Raw genomic sequence first — 22,009 nt, 5'->3', positions numbered from 1 at the left:
GCCGCCTCAGCCGAGATCAGCGCGGATACGCTCAGCGAGCCTGTCGAGCCCGTCGCGTGCCCTGGTCCGGATATCATTGCGCGTGGCATGCGGTATCCGGGCAAGATAGCGCGGCAGCCTGTCCGGCAGAGTCTCGTGCCAATGGTGCGCGACGAGCTCCTCGCGCTCGATGAGGGCGTAGAAATTGCGGAACTTGTCGGTGGTGATCAGCGTGATCGCCGGTATGCCGAACATTGTCGCCACCACGCAACCGTGGAACTTCATGCTCGCCAGCACCGTGCACTCGCCGATCGCCCGCGTCAGGTCGGCGATCGATTCCGACACCACGACCTCGACGTCATCCAGCGACGACTCCGTCACGGCATCCATGTCCTCCTGGCCGATGACGCCCGTGGCCAGGATGATGTGGCGTATGCGATATCCGTAGGACCGGGCCCGCTGGCACAGCGCCTGGACATTGTCCCAGCGGATCGAGCCTGGCTTCTGCTTGCGGGAAACGAGTCCGAAAATAGGTGCTGTGCCGCTCGGCTTGACGTCCGGCAGCCGCAATGCGCAGACGATGTCGGGCGTGACCGTGATGTCCACCTTGGGCGCCAGCTTCTTCTCGATCCAGGCGCGGCTTTGCATGTCGCGGACATGGATATGCCGCACGTTCGGGTGCTGCAGGAAGCCGGCAAGCCGCGCGACGATCTCGGGATTCTCGCCGCCCCAGGTCGGCACGCCTGCACCGTGAATGTATACCGGCTTGGCCAGGAACTCCGGCTCGAAGTACTGGTCGGTCCAGTAGCTCGGGATGATCAGGTCGCCGCCGCCGATCAGGATGGCGTCGACCTTGTCGACCTTCTCCGCGAGCGGCGTATGGAAGTATGGCCGCCGCAGCGCGTCCTGGAAGAACACGAAATCGAAATCGTGCAGGCTCTGCCCGAACACGTCCAGGAACAGCTCATCGCCGTAGTTGCCGTAGTGGTAGTACCCGACGACGCCGAGCTTGCGTTTCGGTGCCATTATCCCGCCGTGCCTTCCCGTGCTTCCGATGCTGGTGCGATCACGTCTGGCCGCTGCATCACGATTTCCAGGTGCGCCGGATCAGGGCGCAGCGTACGATCGGACAGGCGGCGTCGAGGCAATCGGTTGGAATGACTTATATGTACTTGACGACATGAGAATGTCATCGAATGCCTTCTCATTCGTAGGAAGAAATCTAGGCCGAAATATATGCCGCTATAACACTTATGATAACCATGGTCAAAATCAGCGGGTGACACCATGAGCCGAGCGCGCATCGGGCTTGTCGGATATTACGGATACGGAAACTACGGCGACGAGCTGTTCAAGGTCGTGTTCGAGAAGATCTTCCACGACTGCGATCTTGTGACGATGCAGGACAACCAGGCGCGACCATATTATGGCGACGACATCGAATCGAAGGTTTCGTCGCTCGATTGCCTTCTGATCGGAGGCGGCGACCTCGTCATCGGCAACTATTGGACGGATCAATACTTCGAAGATCCGTTTCTGGCGAAACCGATCTACATCCATGGCGTGGGTGTGCCGACATGGAGCGGCGAGGATCCGAAGGTCGTGCAGAGGATGGCGAAATTCTTTCGTCATCCCTCGGTTCGCTACATTAACGTGCGCGATCACGAGAGCCGCGTGTGGATCGAGCAGAAGCTGAACCCCGCCGTTCCGATCAGCGTGTCTGCCGATATCGTCTGCGCGCTCGATCTGCCGGCGCCGCCCGCGCGGCAGGGAGCGCCGGTGTTCGGCCTCATCACCCGCAAGCAGATGCCGGGGGAAATCCACTGGACCAACGTTCGCAATCTCTGCGACAAGGCGCGAAGCCTCGGCTACGAGATCAAGAACATCATCCTGGGCACGGGTGCGGACCGGCAGGCCGATATCGCGGGTTTGGGCGAATTTTCCTATGAAAATATGCGCACGGTCGAATCGGAAGATCTATGGGAGCTGACCCGCGAGATCGGCGCCTGCGATGTGATCGCCAGCATGAAGTTTCATGGTTGTGTCGTGTCGACACTCTATGGCGTGCCTGCCATCGGCATGATCACGACCGACAAGTTCCGCAATCTGTTCCGCTACATCGAGCGGCCGGACCTCATAGCGCATCACACGCATGCCAACCTGCCCGACCGGCTTGCGCCGTTCATGGCCAGGATCCCGAAGCTCACGCGCAGGTATCTGCGTGAGGATGCGATGCGCGGGCTCGGTCGCCTCCGGCGCCGCATGCTGGGCGAGTTCGATTGAACGTCGTGGTGGCGCTCCTTGCAGCGGTTGAACGCAAGATGTCCGCGGCGACCGCCTCATCGCGACACACAACTGTCTCTTGATCGCGCCCGGATCAAATAATAGCTTGGCACAATACTGGCATGAATATTCAGGCGCAGTGATCACGCGTCAAGATAATCCACGGGAGATCGCATTGAACGTCGATGCGCTTGTCGCCCTTTACGCGTCGGGAAAATACGAATCGATTGCGAAGATATCCGGGGATCTTTCTGCGGGCGAGCGCAGTCACGAACGTGCATTCCGCGTCGCCGGCCTCTCCCTTGTCCGTCTGGGCCGGTATGCCGAAGCCCGGCAGCACATCGAGACGGCCATGGCCATGTGCCCGCGGACGTCCACTGTCCGTTCGTGGCTGCCGAAGGACGTGCTGCAATCCTTCCAGGCGCACGCGCCGGAGTTTGCATGGACGACCTATCAGCTTGCCGCTGTCGCTCTTGAGAACCGCGATGTCGCCGCCGTCACCAGCCTGGGATGGGCCCTCGTCGATGACGAAGCCGTGCCCGGCGAGATCCGGTCGGCGGCCGTCGAGCTGATATGTGAAGCCTGTCGTCGCCAGTTGTCGCGCGAGGCGGCGGCCGCCGGGATCGAGCGTACGCTGGATCGTGCGGCGACATCGGTACGTGCGCCGGCGGCGGCGTTGTTCCGCGGCCTCGTGGCCTACGGCAAGGGCGATATCGCCGATGCGGAGGCGGCCTTTGCCACGGTTGGCGCAGACGTCGCGACCGGGCTCTGCGACCGTATCCCGGCGGCACAGGGGGCGGCGACCTTCCGGGCACGGCTGCGCGATCCGTCGGCCGCGCACCAGCGCTATTTTGACGCCCGGGCGCAGCAGGCCATGGTCAGGCTGGTCGACATCGGCACCGACGACCGCTTTGTCATCCTGTGCGCCGCGGACGGCCACGATGTCGCCTTGCATGCTCAGACGCTGATCGCGTCGGCGCTGCATCGATGCGGCGACACGGTCGTGCATGTGCACACGATCAATCCGACGCCGGCCAGCGCGGCGGCGCTCGACGGGATCCGGCATCAGGTGCCGTGGGCGCGGATCAGCAGCTCGGTCGAGGCGGTCAATATCGGCATGCCGCAGCCCTACGGTGCGATGGCACGGTTCCTGGTCGCGCCCTTGGTCCTGGGCGCATACAAGCTGCCGGTGGTGCCGATCCAGATCGATACGGTCGTGGCAGGATCACCGCGGGCGGCGCTGCGGCAGCTCGCCGGTGTGGATCTCGCGATCAACACCAATCTCCAGGATCGGCTTGAGTATCCGTGGACCGCGTTCGGCGCTGCCCCGGCGTATTTCACCCCGTTCGCGGCCGCCTTCGAGCATCTGGCCGAGATGGGGAAGTGCTTCTGGGACAGCGACGGGCTGTCCGGCGGGCAGAGCTGGCGCTGGATCGATCGCAATGCGCTGGCCTACGCCACTGACGTGATGCGGGGACGACGCGCGCGTATCGGCGAGCTCGGACGCAACGGGATCGACCGGATGACCGAGGCAGCCCTGCCCGGCGAGCGGAAGCAGGATTTCATCGGGCGCATGAGCGCCAGATATCCACTGGCCGATCTGCGCAATCGACGCGCCCCGACCTAGAGGAGGTGCCCATGATGCGGCTGTTCCGCAAGCTATGCCGCCTCCTGCTGCAGGGCGGCGCACTTGTTGCCCTGGTTCAGGGCGGGGCGGCGCACGCGCAGCCGCCGGCCTGTCCTACGAAGGTGGTGACGTGCTGCGACGTCACGGCCGCTCTGCCTGGACAGACCGAAGGCGCGCTGCAGCTCGGGCTGCAGGTCTGGCCCGAGGACGCGCAGAATGTCGTGCCGCGCGTGCACGAGCTGCGGCCGGTGGCGTTGCGGTATGGCGGCGGCCCGAGCTGGCGGCGCATGCCGCATCTTGATCACAAGGCCGACTACGACACGGTCCGCCGATACATCGCCGATGCGTTTGCGCGTGATGCCGACCGCTACGGCCGGGAGGTCGGCGCGCTCAAGGCGATGTTCGCCGGGCTGGGTGCCGAGGCGCATCTCGTCATCTGGGAGCCGCCGGTCACCGACGCCGAGGCCAGCGGCAATACGGCACGCGACAAGCGCACCCTGCCGGAGGCGGCGGTGCCGGTCACGGCGATGTTCTATGTCGCCCTGCTCGAAGAGCTGCGCCGCCGCGGCTACCCGGTCGATGTGGTGGAGCTTTCCAACGAGCCCGATGGCGACTGGAACATCGCCATTCCGCCCACCCGGTATCTGCGGCTGGTGGGCGAGACGCGCCGGCTGGCCAAGCAGCACAACGTGGCTCTGCCGCGTATCGCAGGTCCCGGCGTGAGCCGGATATCGGCGCTGCGATCCTATGTTGCCGATCCGGCGCTGGGCAAAGGTCTGGTCGGCGTCGTCGACCAGGTCAGCGTGCATGCCTGGGACGACCGCACGAACCGCGACACAATCGCGGAGGCGCGTCAGGCGCGCCGGCAGTTGGACGCGCTCGGCTATCGCAAGGCGATCCTTGTCAGCGAGTTTGCCCTGACATTCCTGGCGCCGGCCGATCGCGGGCGCGGCATCGGGGCCGATCGGCGGGCGCCGGATGCCGTCAGCAACCAGCCGGGCTATGCCGCCAAGACCATGGCTCTGGCGCTGGATCTGGCGGCCACAGGCTACGGCCCGCTGCTCTATTGGGAGCTGGTCGATCCGCGTTGGGGCAAGGCGAGCTACGGCCTCTACAGCGAGCGTGGCGAGCGGAGGCCGGCGCTTGAGGGCTGGCGGCTTCTTTCACAGCGCGCACGGCAGGCGGGCGAGGTCCATGTCGTCACGCTGGTGCCCGATACAATCTTCGGCCTGGTCTATGGCGGCAAGCTCTCGGCGATCGCCATGGTCAACGCGTCCGCCGCGCCGCTTGGCGTGACGATGAACGACACCATGAAGGCGCGGATTGCGACGCCCGCCGGGCAGCACCGCGCGCTTGCGGAATGCACGGGCGGTGGGCCGGGCACCCGGTCTCTGCAGCCCAGCGGCTTCGTGATTTTTGAGCTCAACTGAAGGTGCGCCGCGATGATCGCAAGCGAACTCAAGAGCTGGCTGACCGCCACCGTGCTTCCGTTCTGGGCCGAGCACGGTGTGGATCAGGCGACGGGTGCCTTCCACGAGCGTCTCACCGCCACCGGCATGCCGGATCCGGCTGCGACACGGCGTCTGAGGGTGCAGGCACGGCAGATCTACGTTTATGCCCATGCCGCGGCGATCGGCTGGTATCCCGACGGCAAGGCCGTCGCGCTGCGGGCATTCGACGCGATGATGCAGTCGGCGCACGCGCCCGACGGTCGTCCCGGCTTCATCCACACGATGACGCCGGCCGGCGACGTCGCGAGCGACCTGCGTGATTCGTACGACCATGCCTTCGTGGTCCTGGCCTGCGCCTGGCTGTTGCGCGCCACGGGCAACGGGCGCGTGCGGGCGGTGCTTGACGACACGCTGGATTTCGTCGATCGCGCGCTGACGGCCGCCGACGGAACCTTGATCGAAGGCCAGCCGCCAAGCGAGCCACGCCGCCAGAACCCGCAGATGCACTGGTTCGAGGCGATGCTGGCGCTGAAAGCGGCGCTCGACCATCCGCAGGCCCGGGCCCGCGCCGATCGCGTCCTGGCGCTGTTCAGGACACGGTTGTTCGACGCGCACTCGCGCACGCTGGGCGAACACTTCGAACACACATGGCAGCCGGCGGCCGGGGACCAGGGCCAGATCGTCGAGCCCGGCCATCAGGCGGAATGGGTGTGGCTGCTGCGCCAGCACGAGACGCTGTTCGGCATGCCCCGCAGCGACCTGGCCTCGCAAGTCTTCGAATCGACGCTGCGCTGGCGGGATCCGAAGCTGCGGCTGCTGGTCGACGAAGGCGATCGCCGCGGCGGCATCCGCCGCGGCACGCGGCGCTCCTGGCTGCAGACAGAGCTGGCGAAGGCCTGGATCGCACAGGCCGAAGCCGGCATCCGCGGCGCCGATCGTGAAGCCGAAGCGGCCCTGGAGACGCTGCGCGATTGCCATCTCGGCCAGCCCTTTGCCGCCGGATGGGTCGATCAGCTCGACGCGCGTGGCCGTCCCGTGGCCGGCCCGGTCCCTGCCAGCATCCTGTACCATGTGTTCGTCGCTGTCGCCGAAGCCGATCGCGTCCTGGGCGACTCGAAGCAGCCTGCGGCGAGGCCTGGGACGCGCGACGGCCGGCACGCGCTGGTGGACAGTGTTGCCGCGTCATACGCGCTGGACCGGGACGTGGTGCAAAGCCTGCTCGCGCCGTTCATCACGACCGCCAGGCAGCCGGCCAGTTCGTTCGCCGAGCTGAAGAAGCAGATACCCGCCGTGTCGGCGGCTCAGCTCGAGTACAACCTGTCGATCGTCCGGCGTGGCGAGCGCATCTTCCAGATGGCCGACAGCCACCGCGTGCCGACGACACAGGCAAAGGTGCTGGATATCGGCGCCGGCTTCGGTGGCGTGTTGATTCCCTTCGGCCGCAACGGCTTCGAGCTGCACGGCATCGAGCCGGACGCCGCCCGCCGCGGCATGTGCGGCCGCACGCTGCGCAATCTCGGGCTGGAGGCGACGTTCTACGATGTCGACCTCTGCCGCCAGGGTCTGGATCAGCAGTTCGATGTGATCATCTGCAACTCGGTGATCGAGCACGTGTCGGATCCCGACGCGATGATCGCGCGGATGGCCGCCATGCTGCGCGAGAACGGCGTGCTGGTCCTGGGCGTGGCGAACAAGGACGCCATCGGCAACGTGCTCGCCGACCCGCATTACGGCACGTTCGGCCTCACGTTCCTGCCCAATGGCCTCGCGCGCCGGGTCTATGAAGCCGTCGAGGCCAAGCCGCAGCGCTACAGCGTCACGGAGTTCTACTCCATCAGCAACTATATCCACCAGCTCGGGTCGGCTGTGGGACCGGTGCAGGCGATCGCCGGCGAGGACAGCCGCACGATCGCCGACTTCCCGGCGCTGTTCGCCCGTCTGGGCGCGGGGTTCGCCGATCTCGCCGGGCGCCTGCGCGATCCGCTGCTGCTGCGGCAGTTCGAGCTGCACTTCGCCCGATACACCCGGACCTTGCTGCGCGCCTACGCCGATGCCATCGAGCACGGCACGCATGCGCAGTTCAAGGATACCTACATCCGCAAGGCTTTCCACCTCGTGGCCGTGAAGTCGGGCAGCGAAGCCGCTTTCCCGGGAGCAGCGAGGGTCCTGGTGCCGGCGCCGGAATTCCTGGCGCGGCCGCGGCCGGCCGTGGCCGCTGCGCAAGCATAGCCGCCCCTTTTTCTGCTGATCCGTCATCCCGAGCGCAGCGAGGGATCTCCCGCGACAGGACGCACGGTGCGTTGTTCGCGGGAAATCCCTCGCTGCGCTCGGGATGACAGTGGGGATCAGCCGGCGTCACTCGGCGTAGGAGAACGCGATCTGCGACACCGCGATCGACAGGAGCCGGTGGTCGCTGAGCCCTTCGAGGGTTGCAGGCGAGGCGCTCACCATGCTCTCGATGCGCAGCATGTCGCAGGAGAGCGGCGCCTTGTCCTTCGGCGCCTGTAGCTTGAGCAGAAGAGGGCCGCCTGTCGCGGACCGCTCGCGCAGGATGTTGGCCGGCACGCCGTCGAAGAAGCAGTTCAGCATCGGCAGCTCGGCACCGTAGATCCCGAACACGGCGATCTGGACCTCGACCAGCTTCCGCTCCGGCATGGGGTTGAAGACGATCGCCTCGCTGGACATCCAGCGGTACTCCTCCCCGTCGTCGACTTCGACGTCATACCAGCCATGGGAGAAGGCGCCGGACCGCAGCGGCACGACATGCGGTGCTGCTGCATCGGCGCGCTCATGCGCGACCGTTCCCCGCATCCGGGCGCCGGACTTCACGAGGTCGAGGAACATCTGCATCTTTCGCTGCCTGTCGCCGTCGAGCGCCGGCGCGCCGTCGACCTGCTCGACGGTGGTTGCGGCGACCCGGTCGAAGAGCAGCGACGCGGAGTACTCGATGAAGGCGTCGATGCGATCCTGCAGCAGTTCGATGCGGGCGGTGATCTCGTTGTCGAGCGCCTGGATCTGGTAGCCCGTCGCCTGCTGGTTCTGGTCGAGCCGGCTCTCCAGCTGGATCACTCGCCGCAGGCCATCGTCGGGATCGGCGCGACGGTAGACGATCGACGACAGCGGCCCATCCTTTCCGACGACATAGACGTCGACGGCCAGGCCGTTCTCCGTCAGGTCCTGCGGCTCGAGCCGGACGTGAAACTGGAACGAGGCGCCGCCGTCGTCGAGCAGGCGATGCTGGTCGACCACCACGCCGCGCGGCACGACGCCGTTGATCTTGGCGAACATCTCCGGCCGCAGCAGCCCGTTCACGCGGTTGATGGCGACGCCGCGGACGACACCGTGCTCGATCGACAGGCTCTCGATGCGCACGTCACCCAGCCCGACAAGGGCGATCGCATCCTCCTGCGTCTTGAGCGTGAAGGGGCTGGCGATCTCGACGCCATCGCGCATGCGCGCGAAGCGGATGTCGCTGGGCAGGTCGACATGGGGCAGGTACTGGATCGGATACTCGATGATGGCGCCGACATTGAACACGCCGCCGACGTAGTTCTCGCCGACCTTGATGCCGTTGATGTAGGCGACGATGACATCGTCCAGCTCGGCGCGGCCGATGCAGGACATGCGGATCGTCTGGTACGCGATTCCGACAGGGCGGATGGGCACGGCGAGGTCTGGGGTCATGTAAGGATCGATCTCGTTGTCGGCTGAGGAGGCAAGGCGGCGACCCGCTAGCGCTCTCGCAGGCTCTTGTTGAAGCGTTCGAAGAGCGGATCGAGCAGATAGACCATGAGCGTGCGGCCTTCCGTCGGGATGATCACGTCGGCCGGGATGCCGGCGGTGAGCCGGCTGCCGAACTCGGCGGGGAGCGAGGCGCGATCGACGGTGACCTCGGCGGCGAAATAGGGGTCGCGGTTGGTGTTGTCCTCGAGCAGCCGGTCCCGCGACACGCTGCGCAACGTGCCGCGCACGACATCGGTGCCGAAGTACCGGAACGACGGAAAGCGGATCTCGGCCATCAGGCCCGGGCTGACCCGGTCGACATCGAGCGGCGACAGCTTGGCCTGGATCACCAGGATGTCGTTGGCCGGCACGATGTCGAGCACCGGGTCGCCCGGCCGGATGACGCCCCCGACGGTGAAGATCCGCATCTGCTGCACGGCGCCGGCGATCGGCGCCTTCAGCTCGAAGCGACGCTGGGCGTCCTCGGCCACGATCAGCTGCTGGCGGACGTCGCTGAGCAGCTTGCGGACATCGAGAAGCTGCGTCGACACCTCCTGGCGGTAGTCGGCAAGGACCTGGTTGCGCTTCAGCTCCGCCTCCACCAGCCGTTCCTTGAGCTTTTGCGTTTGCAGGGTGCCGTTGGCGATGACGCCTTCCAGGCGCAGCTTCTCCCGTTCCAGGGGCATCACCCGCGACACCGACACGAGCTTGCGCTGCAGGAGCTGGCGCAGCGGCCCCAGCTCCTTGTTGACATTCTCCAGCGTCGCGCGTGCCGTCGCCATGTCGCTGGTGTTCTGTTCCGATTCCTTGCGGATCTGCTCGATCTGGGACTCCGCAAGATTGAGATTGCGCTGCAAAACGTCCCGGCGCGTTTCGAACAGGCGCCGTTGATCGAAGATGACCGCCGCGACGGCCACCTGCGTCGACCGCTGCTCGACCTCGACTGGGAAGGACAATGCGGTTGCACCGTCGCGTTCGGCCAGCAGCCGGGTTTCCTGCGCCAGCAGCGCGGCCAGCTGGTTCCGGTAGGTCTCGCCCTGGGCATCGACCCGTGTCGGGTCGAGCCGCAGCAGAACCTGCCCTTTCGACACGATGTCGCCATCGCGCACCAGGATTTCCCGCACGATGCCGCCTTCGAGATGCTGGATTGTCTTGCGGTTGGACTCGACCGCGACGACGCCCGACGCCACGGCCGCGCCGTCGAGGCGTGCCGTGGCAGCCCAGGCAACGAACATGCCGAAGCCGACGACGACCGCCACATAGCCGAGTTGGACCACGCGACGCCAGTCCGCGGAGGGCAGCGGGGCGAGGCTGTCTGTCACCACCTCAACGCGCGGAATTGCCGTCATCGTGTCCTCCGTGTCATCGGCGTCATGACTCTCATGTGCCGGCGCGGACAAGCGAGAGCTTCTGCGGCGTGCGGTTGTTCGCCAGGCGCGCCACGATCTGGTCGCGGGCGCCGAAGGCGTGGACCGTTCCGGACTGCATCACCAGCACATCGTCACAGTAGTTGATCATGTTCATGCGATGCGTGACGATGATGACGATCGCGCCCCGGTCCCGCAGGCGCGCCATCGTCTTGGCGAGGTTTTCCTCTCCGATCGCGTCCAGGTTCGAGTTCGGCTCGTCGAGCACCAGCAGGCTGGGGTTGCCATACGCCGCGCGCGCCAGCGCGATGCGTTGGCGCTGGCCGCCCGAAAGCACATGGCCATCCGGCCCGAGCCGTGTGTTGAGGCCATCCGGCAGCCCGCGAATCACGTCCTGGATGCCCGCCAGCTCGACGGCCTCGAGCACCGCCTCGTGGTCGAGGCCGCCGCTGTCCTGGAAGCGGCCGATATTCTCCGCAACCGTCCCGGCCAGCAGCTCGACATCCTGCGGCACATAACCGAGATGGCGGCCGAGATCGTCCTGGTCCCAGTGCGCGAGATCGTGGCCGTCCAGCGTGACGGCGCCGCGCCATGGACGCCAGATGCCGACGAGAAGCTTGGCCAGCGTCGATTTTCCGGCGCCGCTCGACCCCACGATGCCGACCACCCGGCTGCGCTCGGCGGTGAAGGAAACATCATTCAGGATCAGGGAGTCGCGGTTGGGTGCGACAACGGAAGCGCGCGAGACGATCAGCGGGCCAGCCGGCCGCGGCAGCGAAAAACGTTCGCCATCGTCCTTGGCGGCCTCCTGCAGCAGCATGTCGATACGGTTGGCGGCCAGGCGCATGGTCCAGAATGACCGCCAGCCCGACACGACGCCGTCGATCGGCTGTATGGCGCGCGACGAAAGGACGGACGCGGCGAGGATCACGCCGCCACCGGCCTGCTGCTCCAGGAACAGCAGCACGCCGGCCGTCATCATCACGGGACTTTGCGCGTGGCGGATGAAGCGAAGGATGTCCACGATCAGCTCGGCGCGCACCCAGCCCGAGGACTGCCATCCCAGTATCTCGGTCTGCTTGCGGTGCCAGCGCGACACCAGCGCCGGCAGCATGCCCATGACGCGGATCGTCTCGGCGTTGGCGATGATCGAGCGTCCCAGATCTGTTGCATGGGCGCCGCTCAGCTGCGCCCGTTGGATGGAGGTGCGCACGAGCCACTGGTGCGCCACGGTCAGGGACACGATGACGATGACCAGGACGAGCAGCGCCACGCCCAGGAGCGGATGGAACAAAAACGCCACGGCAACAAACAGGGGCGCGAAGCAGAGATCGAGGAGCTGGACGAGGAGGTTGCCGCCCACGAAGTCACGCATCACGTTGATGTCCTGCAGCATCGTGTTGCGGGCAACGGAGCTGAATTTTTCGCTCCGGCGGTTGATGGCATCGAAAATCTTCTTGCTGACACCGTTGTGCAACGATACGGCCAGACGCCGCAGCACAGTGGTACGGACGGCCTCCATCAGGGTCCACATGGCCAGCAAGCCGATCACGATGATGACCAGGGCCAGCAACGTCGCCTCATTGCGGCTGTGCATCACACGTTCGTAAATCTGCAACATGAAGAGCGTCGGCGTGAGGCTGGTCAGGCTGATGATGAAGCTGAACACCAGAAGAGAGACAAAGGCCGCACGGTACGGCCTGGATTCGAGCCAGAGCAGGTTGTGCTTGTGATCCAGCATTCAGGGCTTCCTAATTCAGGAAAGACAGCTCAGCCGATAGCCGAAATTCTTGTGGCGGCCTGCTGCACGTTGATGCGTTGATTTGCTGCCGCTCTGTGAAATTAGTTTGGTGTCTACATGGAGAAGTAAATTAATTCCCTGTTATTACCCATACTGCAGATGAGACGTATGGGTGAATTGAAGTATACTATAAAAGCCGCATGGTTGCGCTGCAATCAGCGATCATGGTTCGATTTCCGCGACATTTCGCGACAGAGTGGCACGCGCATGACGACAGGCTTGAGTCCATTTGATGATCGTTCGACATGCGCCGGTGCGCTGTCCAGGAGCGTGACGTTCCAGCGTCCGCGCGGCCGGTAGGGACGATGACCATGAATCACCTCATGCCCGCTCGCAGCGTCCTGCACGCCGGCTGCGGCACCGACGCGCCCGGCAAGCTTCATGCCATCTTCCGAAGCGCGGGCTGGATCGAGACACGGCTGGATATCGACATGCGGGTGCATCCCGATATCGTCTGCTCGATCCACGACATGTCCGCGGTGGTGGAAACCGGTGCCTTCGATGCGCTCTGGTCGTCGCACAATGTCGAGCATCTTCATGCACATGAGGTGCCGCAGGCCTTCGCGGAATTCTTCAGGATCCTGAAGAGAGACGGCTTTGCGCTGATCCGCTGCCCGGACATCGAAGCCGTCGCCGAGCTCGTGCTGCGCGACGGGCTGGAGCAGACAGCCTACCTGTCGCCGGCCGGACCGATCACGGCGCTCGACATGCTCTACGGCCACAGCGCATCGATCGCACGTGGCGGCGAGAGCATGCGCCATCATACCGGGTTCACGGCCGAGCGGTTGGGCCGGATGCTGCTCAACGCCGGCTTTGTCGAGGTCCATACCAGGCGCGCCGTGGATTATGACCTGTGGGCGCTCGCTTTCATGCCGGATGCGGTGCCTGCCCCGGTGATGTCGGCGCTCGCCCGCGTCGGGTTGACCTTCGAGGCATGAGGCCGATTTCGTGAACGAGGTGCAATCCGCGGCATCAGTGGTTGCTCGCGCGATCCGTGGCCTTGCGCCGTCGGCGTCGGATGACGTGGCAAGCCTGGCGGCGCAAGCCAGGCGTTGCCTGGAGGCACGCGACGGTTCCGCCGCATGGCTGCTGGCGGAGCGGCTGGTGCGGGCGCGCCGCGGCATGGTCGCCGACGATCTGGTGCTGCGCTCCTTGACATTGGCGGCATTGGACGATGCGGCGGGAGCATGGCGCGACGTTCGCGCCGCCCTGGCGATCGACCCGCTCCATCCCTTCGCGAACCGGTTGGCCCTGGCAAGTCCCGACCAGGCGGAACGCGACGCGGCGACACGCCGGCTGCAACAGCCGGCGCGAGGCGCCGGATCGGAGCGGGACTCGTCCGATCCGGTTGTCGCGGCGGCACCCGAACCAGCCCGCCGGCCAGCCGCCAAGGCAAGGGGCAGGCGGCGGGTGGCCGTCATCGTGCCGGTCTATGACGATTTCACTGCAACGGAGCTTTGCTTCCGGACGCTGCTGGCGAATCCCGGCGATCGCTACAAGCGACGGATCATCGCGATTGACGATGTGACACCCGATCCGCGGATCGCGGCGCTTCTCGATGAGCTGGCGCAGCGCGGTCAGATCGAGCTTGTGCGCAATCCGGACAATGGCGGTTTTGCCATGAGCGTCAATCGCGGCCTGGAAAAGCTGGGACCCGACGAGGATGTCCTGCTGCTGAACGCCGACACGATCGCGCCACCGGATTTGTGTGCCCGCATGGCGCGGGTCGCCTATATGCAGGACGATATCGGCACCGTGACGCCGCTGTCGAACAACGGCGAATACACAAGCATGCCGGTGCGTTTCCGGGAAAACCCGCTGCCGCCGCCGGACGTGCTGGTCGAGCTGGACAGGCTTGCGGCCAGCCAGGATGCGGCCGATCCGGTCGACCTGCCCAATGGTGTCGGCTTCTGCCTCTATGTGAAGCGCGCCGTTCTGGAAACGATCGGGCCGCTGTCGGCCGCCTTCGGTCGGGGCTACTACGAGGACGTCGAGTTCTGCCTGCGGGCGCGGGCAGCGGGCTTTCGGCATGTCTGCGCCCCCGGCATTTTCGTCGGCCATGCCGGGTCGCGGTCCTTCAAGGACGAGAAGCGTTCGCTGGTCGTCGCCAACCTGCCGCTTCTCGCTCGCCTCTACCCCGGGTATCGTGAGCAGTCGGCCGGTTTCGTGCGCCAGGATCCGCTGCGCGCGGCGATCGCCCGTCTGGAGCAGGCGTGGCTCTTTGCCCGGCAGACGCCGCTGGTATTGCTGGTCCGGGGGCCGGCGCATGACGCGACGCTGGTCGAGCATTATGCCGCCACGCAGCGGGCGGCAGGCCTCGATACCATCGTCGCTACGGTCGAGGACGGCGGGCTGCGCCTCAGGGACCAGGCCGGCGGTCTGCCCCAGAATGTCGTTCTCACCGGCGACGGGCCGCGGGGGCTGCTGCGCGATATCGCCAGGCTGTCCGTCGCGCACCTGGCCATCGCCGACCCGGACAACCTGCCGGACGGGCTTGCTGCAGCGCTGGCGGAAATGGATTGGCCATACGACGTGCTGCTGGCCGATTCGGGCTCTGTCGACACAAGGCGACCGGCTGCCGGGTCGACCGGCCGCGTCCTGGCAGGCAGCCGCCATATTCTGCCGGCGACACGGCGCCTGGCGCAGGCTCTGGCCGCACGCTTTCCGGACGCCATGGCAAAAATGCTGGCACCGCCAGAGCGGCAGCCGGGCGGCCGCCGTGCCGCCGTGCCGCAGGTGGCGGCGTCGCACGACTTGCTGGTCGTGTGCGATGCGTTGTCCTTCTCCATTGAAGAGCTTGTCCGCGGCCTTGCGATCGCGCTGAGGCAGGCTGATCCCCGCAGCGGGATCGTTGTCGATGGCGCAACGAGCGACGATCGCGCGGCGATGGCGCCGGGCAACGTCTTTGTGCTGGGTGAGGCGTCGGCGGACATGCTGTCATGCGCGACGAGCCCCGGGACGGCCAAGGGCGTGCTCTTTCCCTCGCGCCGCTGGGGCCTGGGCGATGCGCGGCTGGATGGGTGGATGGCGCGCGGCGTGCCGACGGCGTTCTTCGATCCGTCGGTGCAGCAATGCGATACCGCAGGCCGAGACTTGCGTCTGCCGCCTGATGCATCGCTCGAGGCGGCCGTTTCTGCGCTGCGCACGTGGTGGCTCAGCCTCGCGTGAATGCCGGCGCTGCACCAACCACCTCCTCGACGATCCGCATATAGCCGGGCAGGGTCTGGCGCTCGAAGTCGTAGGCTTCGACGACCCGGCTGTGGGCGGCGCGGCCGATCGGCGCGTGCCGGCGCGGATTGGCGAGGACGCTCACGATCCGTTCTGCGAGCTGGTCGGTGTCGAAGAAGGGCGTCAGCAGGCCGGTGACGCCGTCGTCGATCACTTCCCGCACCGGCGCCGTGTCGGACGCGACCACGATGCAGCCCAGCGCCATCGCCTCGAGAATCGACCACGACAGCACGAAGGGATAGGTCAGGTAGACATGCACGCGCGATACCCGGAGCAGGGCGACGTAGTCGTCATAGGCGAGATGCCCCAGGAAGTGCAGCCGTGCGCGATCCAACCGCCCATCGAGCTGCGCCATGAGCTTTTCCTTCCATCCGGCATAGCCTTCCGGCAGCGAGCCATAGGAAACGCCGTCGCCGCCCGCGATCAGGATATGGGCATGGGGGCGCTCCTGCATGATCCGGGGCAGGGCGCGCATGAAGATATGGAAGCCCCGATAGGGCTCGAGATTGCGCGCGACATACGTCACCACCTCGTCGCCCGTCCGGAAGGATCGACCGGTCGACGGGTCGGTGAACGTCGCTTTGCCCGGTGTCAGGCGCTTCGTATCGATCCCGTCATGGATGACCCGGAATTTGCCGTGATACTCCGCCGGGAACAGGCTCTTCTGCCAGTGGGTGGGAGCGATCGCCGCATCGGCATCCGACAGGGCGAGCAACGTGGCGGCATTGCGCAGCGATATCCGGACCGCACCGTCGACGCCGAGCTGTCCGGCTTCCGAGTCGAACCCGACATCGGCACCGCGTGTGCGGTAGAAGAACTCGGGGTACACGACGAGACGCGCCTGGGGAAACAGCTCGCGCAAGGGAATTGCTTCGCCCCAGCCGGAATGAGCGAAGATCAGCTTCGGGGCCACCTTGTTCAGCTTCATCTGGGTGGCGGCGTACATGACCTGCTCGGCGCGACGGCACTCGAGCTCGAAGCGGCGCGCGAGCGAATGGCTGGCGGCGATATCCTGGGCCGAGACGCTGTAGCGCGACACGTTGATCCCGGGCACCAGGGTGGCGGTGCGCGATCCGATGGCGTGAACCCGCGTCCCACAACGTTGCGCGAGATGCTGGGCGACCCCTTTGAACTGGCCGGGGAAGTTGGTGTGCACAAAGAGCACATCAACGGGTGTCGCCGGGCTGCTCCGCGGTGGCGCTGGCATACGCGTCAAAAGAGAAGAGGGAGCTGTCATCGATCCTCAATTCTATGGGGAAAGCCCCATGTCCGCGCTGCTCGAACGGCACAAGGGAGGCGTCCGCATCGTGCTGTCCCCGATCGGCGGCCTGCGGCACGAGATGCGAGGCCCAGAGGCGCGCCGAGAAGCAGCACGCGGTCGCAAGATCCAGGGCGAGGAACCCGTCTGCGGCGAGCGCGGCGATCCTCGGTGGTGTGAGCTGCCGCCATCGTTGCGGATTGATCACCAGCAGATCCGCGTCGGCTGCCAGCGCCTCTGAAGACGTCGACGTCAGCTTGACGAGAATATCGGCCGCGACCAGCGATGCCGCAGCCTTGGCGAGCCGTGCCTTGCCGACCTCGAGGCGATCGAAGTGGGACATGGCGGCCGCGAAATCCGGATGCATGCGTCCGTCATCGGCAAAGAACGGCGTCGCGATGCCGTCCGCTCCTGTATCGAGATCTTGCGCGATCTCTAGGCTGGACACTTTATCGGCCACGCGGTGGGTGCGGCGCAGCGGCAGATAGCGCAATGCGATGGGCATGTAGGGCGGTACCCACCGTCCATCGGGCCGGACTGGCGAGCGGGCCAGGAAATCGGGGTGAAGAACCGCGATCACCTCGTATGCGTCGGCCCCTTCGCGCACGGCAAGAGGCAGGTAGAGCGAGGTCTGGAGCAGCTCGGTGTCGGCAAGCGGGATGGCGCCGACGCGGTTGAGAAAGCCGAACTGCCGCGGCCGGCGCCACATGCCGGATGGTCGATCTCCCAGCGGCCGGAAATCAAACGGGATATCCGCCAGCGCCGGCATCACGCCACCGGCTCCGGCGCGCGTGCCGACTTCACCTGCGCGCGCGCGGCCTGGATCAGGACCGCGATGCGGAAGAGCGAGATGCGGTGAGCGGTGAGGAATGTGGCCGCGTCCACGCCGAACGTCCGCAGAAGCTGGATCGCGGCGGTGGATGCCAGGGCCGACGCCCGCACAACGAGAAGATCGTCGAACCGGGCCCGCTGCCCGGCCGGACCGACCTCGAAGTCCAGCGGCCAGGGCTCGAGCAAGCCCCCGCCGTGCAACGAGTCGGTCAGGCTTTCCGTGCGATCGATCGAACGACGCAGCATCATGACCGTGTGCACGCGCTGGGCCGCGCCGCGGCTGAGACGTCCGTCCGACATCAGCAGAGGCGCGCCGATATCCGTCGGCTGGTCGGCCACGACATCGTCGATCCAGATTTCCGGAGCATCATCGGCAGCGCGGGTCAGGATGACGGGAAAGGCGCGCAGTGCCGCCGGCAAGGCGCCGCTGGCGTTGGACGGCCGCACGGGATGCCCGGTGCCGTCAGGCAGCAGCGAGCGCAGCACACAGAGAACGGGTCGGTCGTCCCGCATCTGCCAGCAGATCGGAAACCACGCCGCCAGCGTCAGCGCTTCACCGTGGACGATCGGGACCAGCTGCCTGTTGCGCGCCCGCTCATAGGCTTCCGGCGCGAAGATCCGGGAATGTCCCCATCCGGATGTCAGGCGCCGGGGACAGTCATGAAGATCTGGCCAGTAGATCATGGCATGCCAGCCTGTGCGCCGCCGAGGCCCGGTATCCGCAACATAGAAAAAAGGAGGGGCCGCCCGGCCCCTCCCGACATGTCCAACCTGGTGGAGCCGATCTCAGTGCTCTTGATCGCGGAAGACGATCCTCTCGACATCCGAGAAGGTGATCGAGCTGCCGTCGTCGAACGTCCAGGTCGTCGCATCGCCCTCGTGCGTTTCCGTTCGATTGTCCGTGCTGTCGAAGTTCGTGATGTGCAGCGTGTCGACGCCGTTGCCGCCCACCACCGTGTCGTCGCTGACATCGACGAAGACGGTGTCCTTGCCGGAGCCGCCGACGATGCTGTCGTCACCGGCGTCGGCGATGAAGGTATCGCCACCCGACCCGCCTTCCAGCGTGTCGTTGCCGTCGCCGCCGATCAGCGTATCGCTGCCGGCGCCACCGATGAGGTGGTCGTCACCCGCGCCGCCGTCGATGCTGTCATTGCCGGCGCCGCCCATGATCAGATCATCACCGGCACCGCCGAAGATGGTGTCGCTGCCTGCGCCACCGGAGATGCTGTCGTCGCCGGAGCCGCCCTCGATGTGGTCGCTGCCGGAACCGCCGTCGATCGAGTCGCTGCCCGCGCCGCCAAGGATGGTGTCATCACCCGAACCACCGGAGAGCCAGTCATCGCCCGCGCCGCCGTCGATGCTGTCATCGCCGGCGCCGCCGTTGATCGAATCATCGCCGGCTTCGCCGAACAGACGGTCCATTCCCGAACCGCCATCGAGGGTGTCGTTGCCGTCACCGCCATAGACGGTGTCGTCACCGGTGCCCGCCGATACCAGGTCGGTGCCGCCGCCGGTGAACACGACATCGTCGCCGTGGCCGGTCAACGTGATCGTATCGTCACCATCGGCGGATGCGACCACCTTGTCGCCGCCGCCGATGCTGGCTTCGACATTCTCATTGGTCGCGAAGATGACGACGTTGGCGTCATCGGCACCTGTCACCGGGCCGGTCGGGACACCTTCGTAGAACAGGATTTCCCGGTTCGGGCCGGGCGACTCTCCGAACTGCAGCGCTTCGAGGTTGGCCTTGTCCCCGGAAACGGATCCCGGTGCGAACACGCCAGTCGTATCGATCGCCTCGAGAATGCGGTTCCACTCGGGGTCCGAGAACAGCCCAGTGCCCTGGACAAGGTCGCCAACCTCGCTTCGACTAAGATCGTAGGTTGCCATCTCTGATCCTCATCAGTTGGGTTCAATCTGCTCGCTGCTTATCGCGAATCAACTTCTTTGCGCGAAGACAGCTTGTCTTGATTCTTGCTGCAACGGCGTGTCCGAGGTGTTGCAGCCTCAGGCACGCTCCCTGACGCGGCTTGGGGAGTCGGCGCCTGCCTTCTTCAGCCCCCTGAATACTCGGACGCGTCCTCCCGAACTCCAGCCTGTTCCCGCTTTCGTCTCCTGCGGCAGCGGACGGCTGGCCGCTTGAGCGGCTCCGAACGCCTCCAGCGCGACAACCGACAAGCGCAATCCCACCAGCGGTTCGCGCCCGGTCGGACCAGCCAGGGACACCGACCGGCCGCTCTTGGATTGGACGGAGGATCCGAGGAACAGCGCTTCCGATCGCAAGACGAAAGCCTTGGCGCGCTCGCCGGTCAGCGAGATGTCGAGACGTGTGATTGGCGCAGCGCGGCCTCGCGTTCCTGCAAACTCGCCGGTCAAGCTCGCCGGCAGCTCGTGAATACCGTTTCTGCTGACCGACACGCGTGTGACAATATCGAGACCTGCGGGGCGGCGCGGCCACCGGAACTCCAGGCCTTCGATCGCCATCGGATAATCGGGTCCGCAGATCCACTCGCCGGTCGGCACGACAATGTCACCGCGGCGCGCGACATGCGCCAGGACCTCGATGCGGTCGGCCTCGACGGCGGCTTGCTCGACGTCGCCGAGGGGCGTTATCGGATCCTGCTGCTGCGCCTCGGCATGCGCGAGCCTGGAGACCGGCTCCAGATGCAGCTCGGCATCGAGGCTGCCGCCGACGAAGGCAGGCACGACCTCAAGAGCGAGCGTCGCGTCGCGCAATGCGCGGATGACAAGCCCGTCTCCCGGGCCGCGCAGCTCGTGCGCCGCGGCGTCCGGCCAGGCGATCAGCTCGACATCCGCTTTGTTCTGCGGCGTGATCCGCACCTTGGGCGCGTCGATATGTCGTGCCGATGCCTCGGTCGGCGCCTTCGAAGCAACGTAACGCAATATGAACAAACCGCGGTTCAATCTATGAATGCGTGTACGTCCGTGTCTGTTATGGTCTCGATCAGGCACGTCGTCCTCTTCAATATGCGGGGCATACTTCGTTGCACCCACTAGGGAGTCAACAGAAAGTTGTTTGTTTTCAAAACGCATATACGGTTTCCATAACAAAAGGATGAATATTGAAAACACGCGTCCTTGCAAAAAGAGATATTTGGAGAAGGCAAGAAACGGAGAATGCAGGCCGGTGTGGATCAAGAAATTTGCGACATGCTGGCGTACTGAACATCACATGCTCACGTGTGCAGCACAGCGCCGTGGTATCCTGCATCGATCGTGCGCGCGCGTGCCTGCGACAATTCAGTGACGCAGAGTTTATGCCGGGTGATGTCAGCAGAATGACGGAACGAGCATTTTACGGCGATTTCACGTTGCGAATCTCATCGCACATGATGTGATCGGGCCCTTCGCTTCGATCCATGAAGCACGATCGCGGATGCTCGCGTGAAGGCGTTGCCTTCGTATTACCTTCGGGATTCATTCATCTCGATGAGATCGCCTTCGTTCGATCAATACTTGATCGAGCCGCAAGCAGCGACAAACAGCAGCCGCCTGTGAATTGAAGCAGGTCGGCGATTTAGGAAGACGCTCAGACATGTCCACGATATAGATTAAGCAAGCGGGTTCGGGGTGTTGATCCATTCTGTTCAAAAACTTGTTGCACATGACGAGCGCACCGCGTTGCATCTGCCTCGGCGCTCGCGAATCGGCCGATATTCATCGGTGGAAAGGAAAGGCACGCGCAATTTCGCGTGGACCTCGCCGTTCATTTCGGGAACGAACGACATACTTAAAGGCAAAGTCGATGAAGCGCCTTCGATACAAAGACTGCAATCTGGATGCGATCGACGCCCGCATCCTTGAAGCCTTGGTCGGCGACGCCCGCATCACCATCGCCGACCTGGCGCGCCTGGTCGGCCTGTCCTCGCCGAGCGTGTCGGACCGGATCAGGCGCCTTGAGGAAGCGGGTGCGATCGAAGGCTATACGCTTTCGATCAACCCGAGAGTGTTGGGCCTTCCGATCACGGCGTGGCTTCGCATCAAGCCGATCCCCGGGCAGCTCCAGAAGGTCGCGGAGATTCTGCGCGGATTGCCGGAGATCGTCGAATGCGATCGCGTCATGGGCGAGGATTGCTTCATCGCGCGCGCCTATGTCCAGTCGGTCGACGAGCTGGAACGGCTGGTCGACCACGTGATTCCCTATGCGATGACCAACACGTCGATCGTCCAGTCATCGCCGGTCAAGCGGCGCCTGCCGCCCATCCTCGGGACACCCGTGCTCAGGGAGCGGCCGATATAGGCGGGGCGCGTGGGGGCAGACTCAACCCGGTAGGGCTATCACATGGGGCGCAACGCCATGCTGCCGCCCTCTACGTCATCCCGAGCGCAGCGAGGACCTCCTACCGGTTATCAAGGGGAAAATGGAGGGCAATAAGGGGCGCTTGTGGTTTGATGGCGGTCCCTTGCCGTGTGAGCGTAGCGCCGTGCTCGGCGCTGTCC

Annotated in this window: 16 protein-coding genes; 7 read left to right on the top strand and 9 right to left on the bottom strand. The window is 65.4% G+C overall.

Features of this window, described 5'->3' with window-relative positions; translation table 11 throughout:
- Window positions 1-6: 6 nt before the first annotated feature.
- Window positions 7-1,005, bottom strand: a complete 999-nt coding sequence (locus FHP25_RS37030) for a polysaccharide pyruvyl transferase family protein (RefSeq protein WP_147852033.1) — start codon at window positions 1,003-1,005, stop codon at window positions 7-9.
- A gap of 261 nt (window positions 1,006-1,266) precedes the next feature.
- On the opposite strand from FHP25_RS37030, the gene FHP25_RS37025 reads away from it, so the two are divergent.
- The 4 genes from FHP25_RS37025 (at window position 1,267) to FHP25_RS37010 (ending at window position 7,569) form a co-directional block, all read left to right on the top strand.
- Window positions 1,267-2,262 (top strand): polysaccharide pyruvyl transferase family protein, encoded by a 996-nt coding sequence (locus FHP25_RS37025; protein WP_147852032.1) that lies wholly within the window; start codon window positions 1,267-1,269, stop codon window positions 2,260-2,262.
- 175 nt (window positions 2,263-2,437) lie between these two features.
- Window positions 2,438-3,889: a hypothetical protein gene (locus FHP25_RS37020; protein WP_147852031.1), complete on the top strand. Its 1,452-nt coding sequence runs from the start codon at window positions 2,438-2,440 to the stop codon at window positions 3,887-3,889.
- A gap of 11 nt (window positions 3,890-3,900) precedes the next feature.
- A complete protein-coding gene (locus FHP25_RS37015; RefSeq protein ID WP_147852030.1) occupies window positions 3,901-5,319 on the top strand; it encodes a hypothetical protein in 1,419 nt (472 codons plus the stop codon).
- Between the two features lie 12 nt (window positions 5,320-5,331).
- Window positions 5,332-7,569 carry an AGE family epimerase/isomerase gene (locus tag FHP25_RS37010; RefSeq protein ID WP_147852029.1) on the top strand — a complete coding sequence of 746 codons (2,238 nt, stop codon included), beginning with the start codon at window positions 5,332-5,334 and terminating at the stop codon, window positions 7,567-7,569.
- Window positions 7,570-7,695: 126 nt separating this feature from the next.
- Here FHP25_RS37010 and FHP25_RS37005 read toward each other — a convergent pair whose 3' ends face one another.
- Genes FHP25_RS37005 through FHP25_RS36995 form a run of 3 tightly spaced genes read right to left on the bottom strand, consistent with a single transcriptional unit; the run spans window position 7,696 to window position 12,171 of the window.
- Window positions 7,696-9,024 (bottom strand): hypothetical protein, encoded by a 1,329-nt coding sequence (locus FHP25_RS37005; protein ID WP_147852028.1) that lies wholly within the window; start codon window positions 9,022-9,024, stop codon window positions 7,696-7,698.
- 47 nt (window positions 9,025-9,071) lie between these two features.
- Entirely contained in the window at window positions 9,072-10,412 is a 1,341-nt protein-coding gene (locus FHP25_RS37000; RefSeq protein WP_147852027.1) for an HlyD family type I secretion periplasmic adaptor subunit, read from the bottom strand.
- A gap of 31 nt (window positions 10,413-10,443) precedes the next feature.
- Entirely contained in the window at window positions 10,444-12,171 is a 1,728-nt protein-coding gene (locus tag FHP25_RS36995; RefSeq protein WP_147852026.1) for a type I secretion system permease/ATPase, read from the bottom strand.
- A 383-nt stretch (window positions 12,172-12,554) separates the two neighbouring features.
- Between FHP25_RS36995 and FHP25_RS36990 the strand changes: the two genes are divergently transcribed.
- Window positions 12,555-13,169 carry a class I SAM-dependent methyltransferase gene (locus FHP25_RS36990; protein WP_147852025.1) on the top strand — a complete coding sequence of 205 codons (615 nt, stop codon included), beginning with the start codon at window positions 12,555-12,557 and terminating at the stop codon, window positions 13,167-13,169.
- Window positions 13,170-13,254: 85 nt separating this feature from the next.
- Entirely contained in the window at window positions 13,255-15,399 is a 2,145-nt protein-coding gene (locus FHP25_RS36985; RefSeq protein WP_147852024.1) for a glycosyltransferase, read from the top strand.
- Here the strand turns inward: FHP25_RS36985 and FHP25_RS36980 are convergent.
- The 5 genes from FHP25_RS36980 to FHP25_RS36960 form a co-directional block, all read right to left on the bottom strand.
- Complete coding sequence (locus FHP25_RS36980) at window positions 15,386-16,615, bottom strand: glycosyltransferase (protein WP_178134071.1); 1,230 nt, start codon at window positions 16,613-16,615, stop codon at window positions 15,386-15,388. The two genes, FHP25_RS36985 and FHP25_RS36980, sit on opposite strands and share 14 nt — an antisense overlap.
- Window positions 16,616-16,625: 10 nt before the next feature.
- Entirely contained in the window at window positions 16,626-17,486 is an 861-nt protein-coding gene (locus FHP25_RS36975; protein WP_231712616.1) for a SapC family protein, read from the bottom strand.
- Window positions 17,486-18,232 carry a SapC family protein gene (locus FHP25_RS36970; protein ID WP_147852021.1) on the bottom strand — a complete coding sequence of 249 codons (747 nt, stop codon included), beginning with the start codon at window positions 18,230-18,232 and terminating at the stop codon, window positions 17,486-17,488. Before FHP25_RS36970 ends, FHP25_RS36975 begins: the two co-directional genes overlap by 1 nt.
- Before the next feature lie 102 nt (window positions 18,233-18,334).
- A complete protein-coding gene (locus tag FHP25_RS36965; protein ID WP_147852020.1) occupies window positions 18,335-19,438 on the bottom strand; it encodes a calcium-binding protein in 1,104 nt (367 codons plus the stop codon).
- A gap of 117 nt (window positions 19,439-19,555) precedes the next feature.
- Window positions 19,556-20,707, bottom strand: a complete 1,152-nt coding sequence (locus FHP25_RS36960; protein WP_147852019.1) for a hypothetical protein — start codon at window positions 20,705-20,707, stop codon at window positions 19,556-19,558.
- A gap of 466 nt (window positions 20,708-21,173) precedes the next feature.
- On the opposite strand from FHP25_RS36960, the gene FHP25_RS36955 reads away from it, so the two are divergent.
- Window positions 21,174-21,809, top strand: coding sequence for an Lrp/AsnC family transcriptional regulator (locus tag FHP25_RS36955; protein ID WP_218578888.1), 636 nt, complete (start codon window positions 21,174-21,176; stop codon window positions 21,807-21,809).
- Window positions 21,810-22,009: the final 200 nt, after the last annotated feature.

It is taken from the genome of Vineibacter terrae (assembly GCF_008039615.1).
Classification (GTDB): Bacteria; Pseudomonadota; Alphaproteobacteria; order Reyranellales; family Reyranellaceae; genus Vineibacter; species Vineibacter terrae.
Note: the sequence above shows the minus strand (reverse complement) of the source record. Positions and strands in the feature narration are given on the sequence as shown.

Excerpts from the sequence above, each read along its gene's own strand:
- FHP25_RS36970 (WP_147852021.1), bottom strand. The coding sequence starts at position 18,232 with ATGATCTACTGGCCAGATCTTCATGACTGTCCCCGGCGCCTGACATCC.
- FHP25_RS37030 (WP_147852033.1), bottom strand. The coding sequence starts at position 1,005 with ATGGCACCGAAACGCAAGCTCGGCGTCGTCGGGTACTACCACTACGGC.
- FHP25_RS36955 (WP_218578888.1), top strand. The coding sequence starts at position 21,174 with ATGACGAGCGCACCGCGTTGCATCTGCCTCGGCGCTCGCGAATCGGCC.
- FHP25_RS37025 (WP_147852032.1), top strand. The coding sequence starts at position 1,267 with ATGAGCCGAGCGCGCATCGGGCTTGTCGGATATTACGGATACGGAAAC.
- FHP25_RS37000 (WP_147852027.1), bottom strand. The coding sequence starts at position 10,412 with ATGACGGCAATTCCGCGCGTTGAGGTGGTGACAGACAGCCTCGCCCCG.
- FHP25_RS36975 (WP_231712616.1), bottom strand. The coding sequence starts at position 17,486 with ATGCCGGCGCTGGCGGATATCCCGTTTGATTTCCGGCCGCTGGGAGAT.
- FHP25_RS36995 (WP_147852026.1), bottom strand. The coding sequence starts at position 12,171 with ATGCTGGATCACAAGCACAACCTGCTCTGGCTCGAATCCAGGCCGTAC.
- FHP25_RS36965 (WP_147852020.1), bottom strand. The coding sequence starts at position 19,438 with ATGGCAACCTACGATCTTAGTCGAAGCGAGGTTGGCGACCTTGTCCAG.
- FHP25_RS37015 (WP_147852030.1), top strand. The coding sequence starts at position 3,901 with ATGATGCGGCTGTTCCGCAAGCTATGCCGCCTCCTGCTGCAGGGCGGC.
- FHP25_RS37010 (WP_147852029.1), top strand. The coding sequence starts at position 5,332 with ATGATCGCAAGCGAACTCAAGAGCTGGCTGACCGCCACCGTGCTTCCG.
- FHP25_RS37005 (WP_147852028.1), bottom strand. The coding sequence starts at position 9,024 with ATGACCCCAGACCTCGCCGTGCCCATCCGCCCTGTCGGAATCGCGTAC.
- FHP25_RS36990 (WP_147852025.1), top strand. The coding sequence starts at position 12,555 with ATGCCCGCTCGCAGCGTCCTGCACGCCGGCTGCGGCACCGACGCGCCC.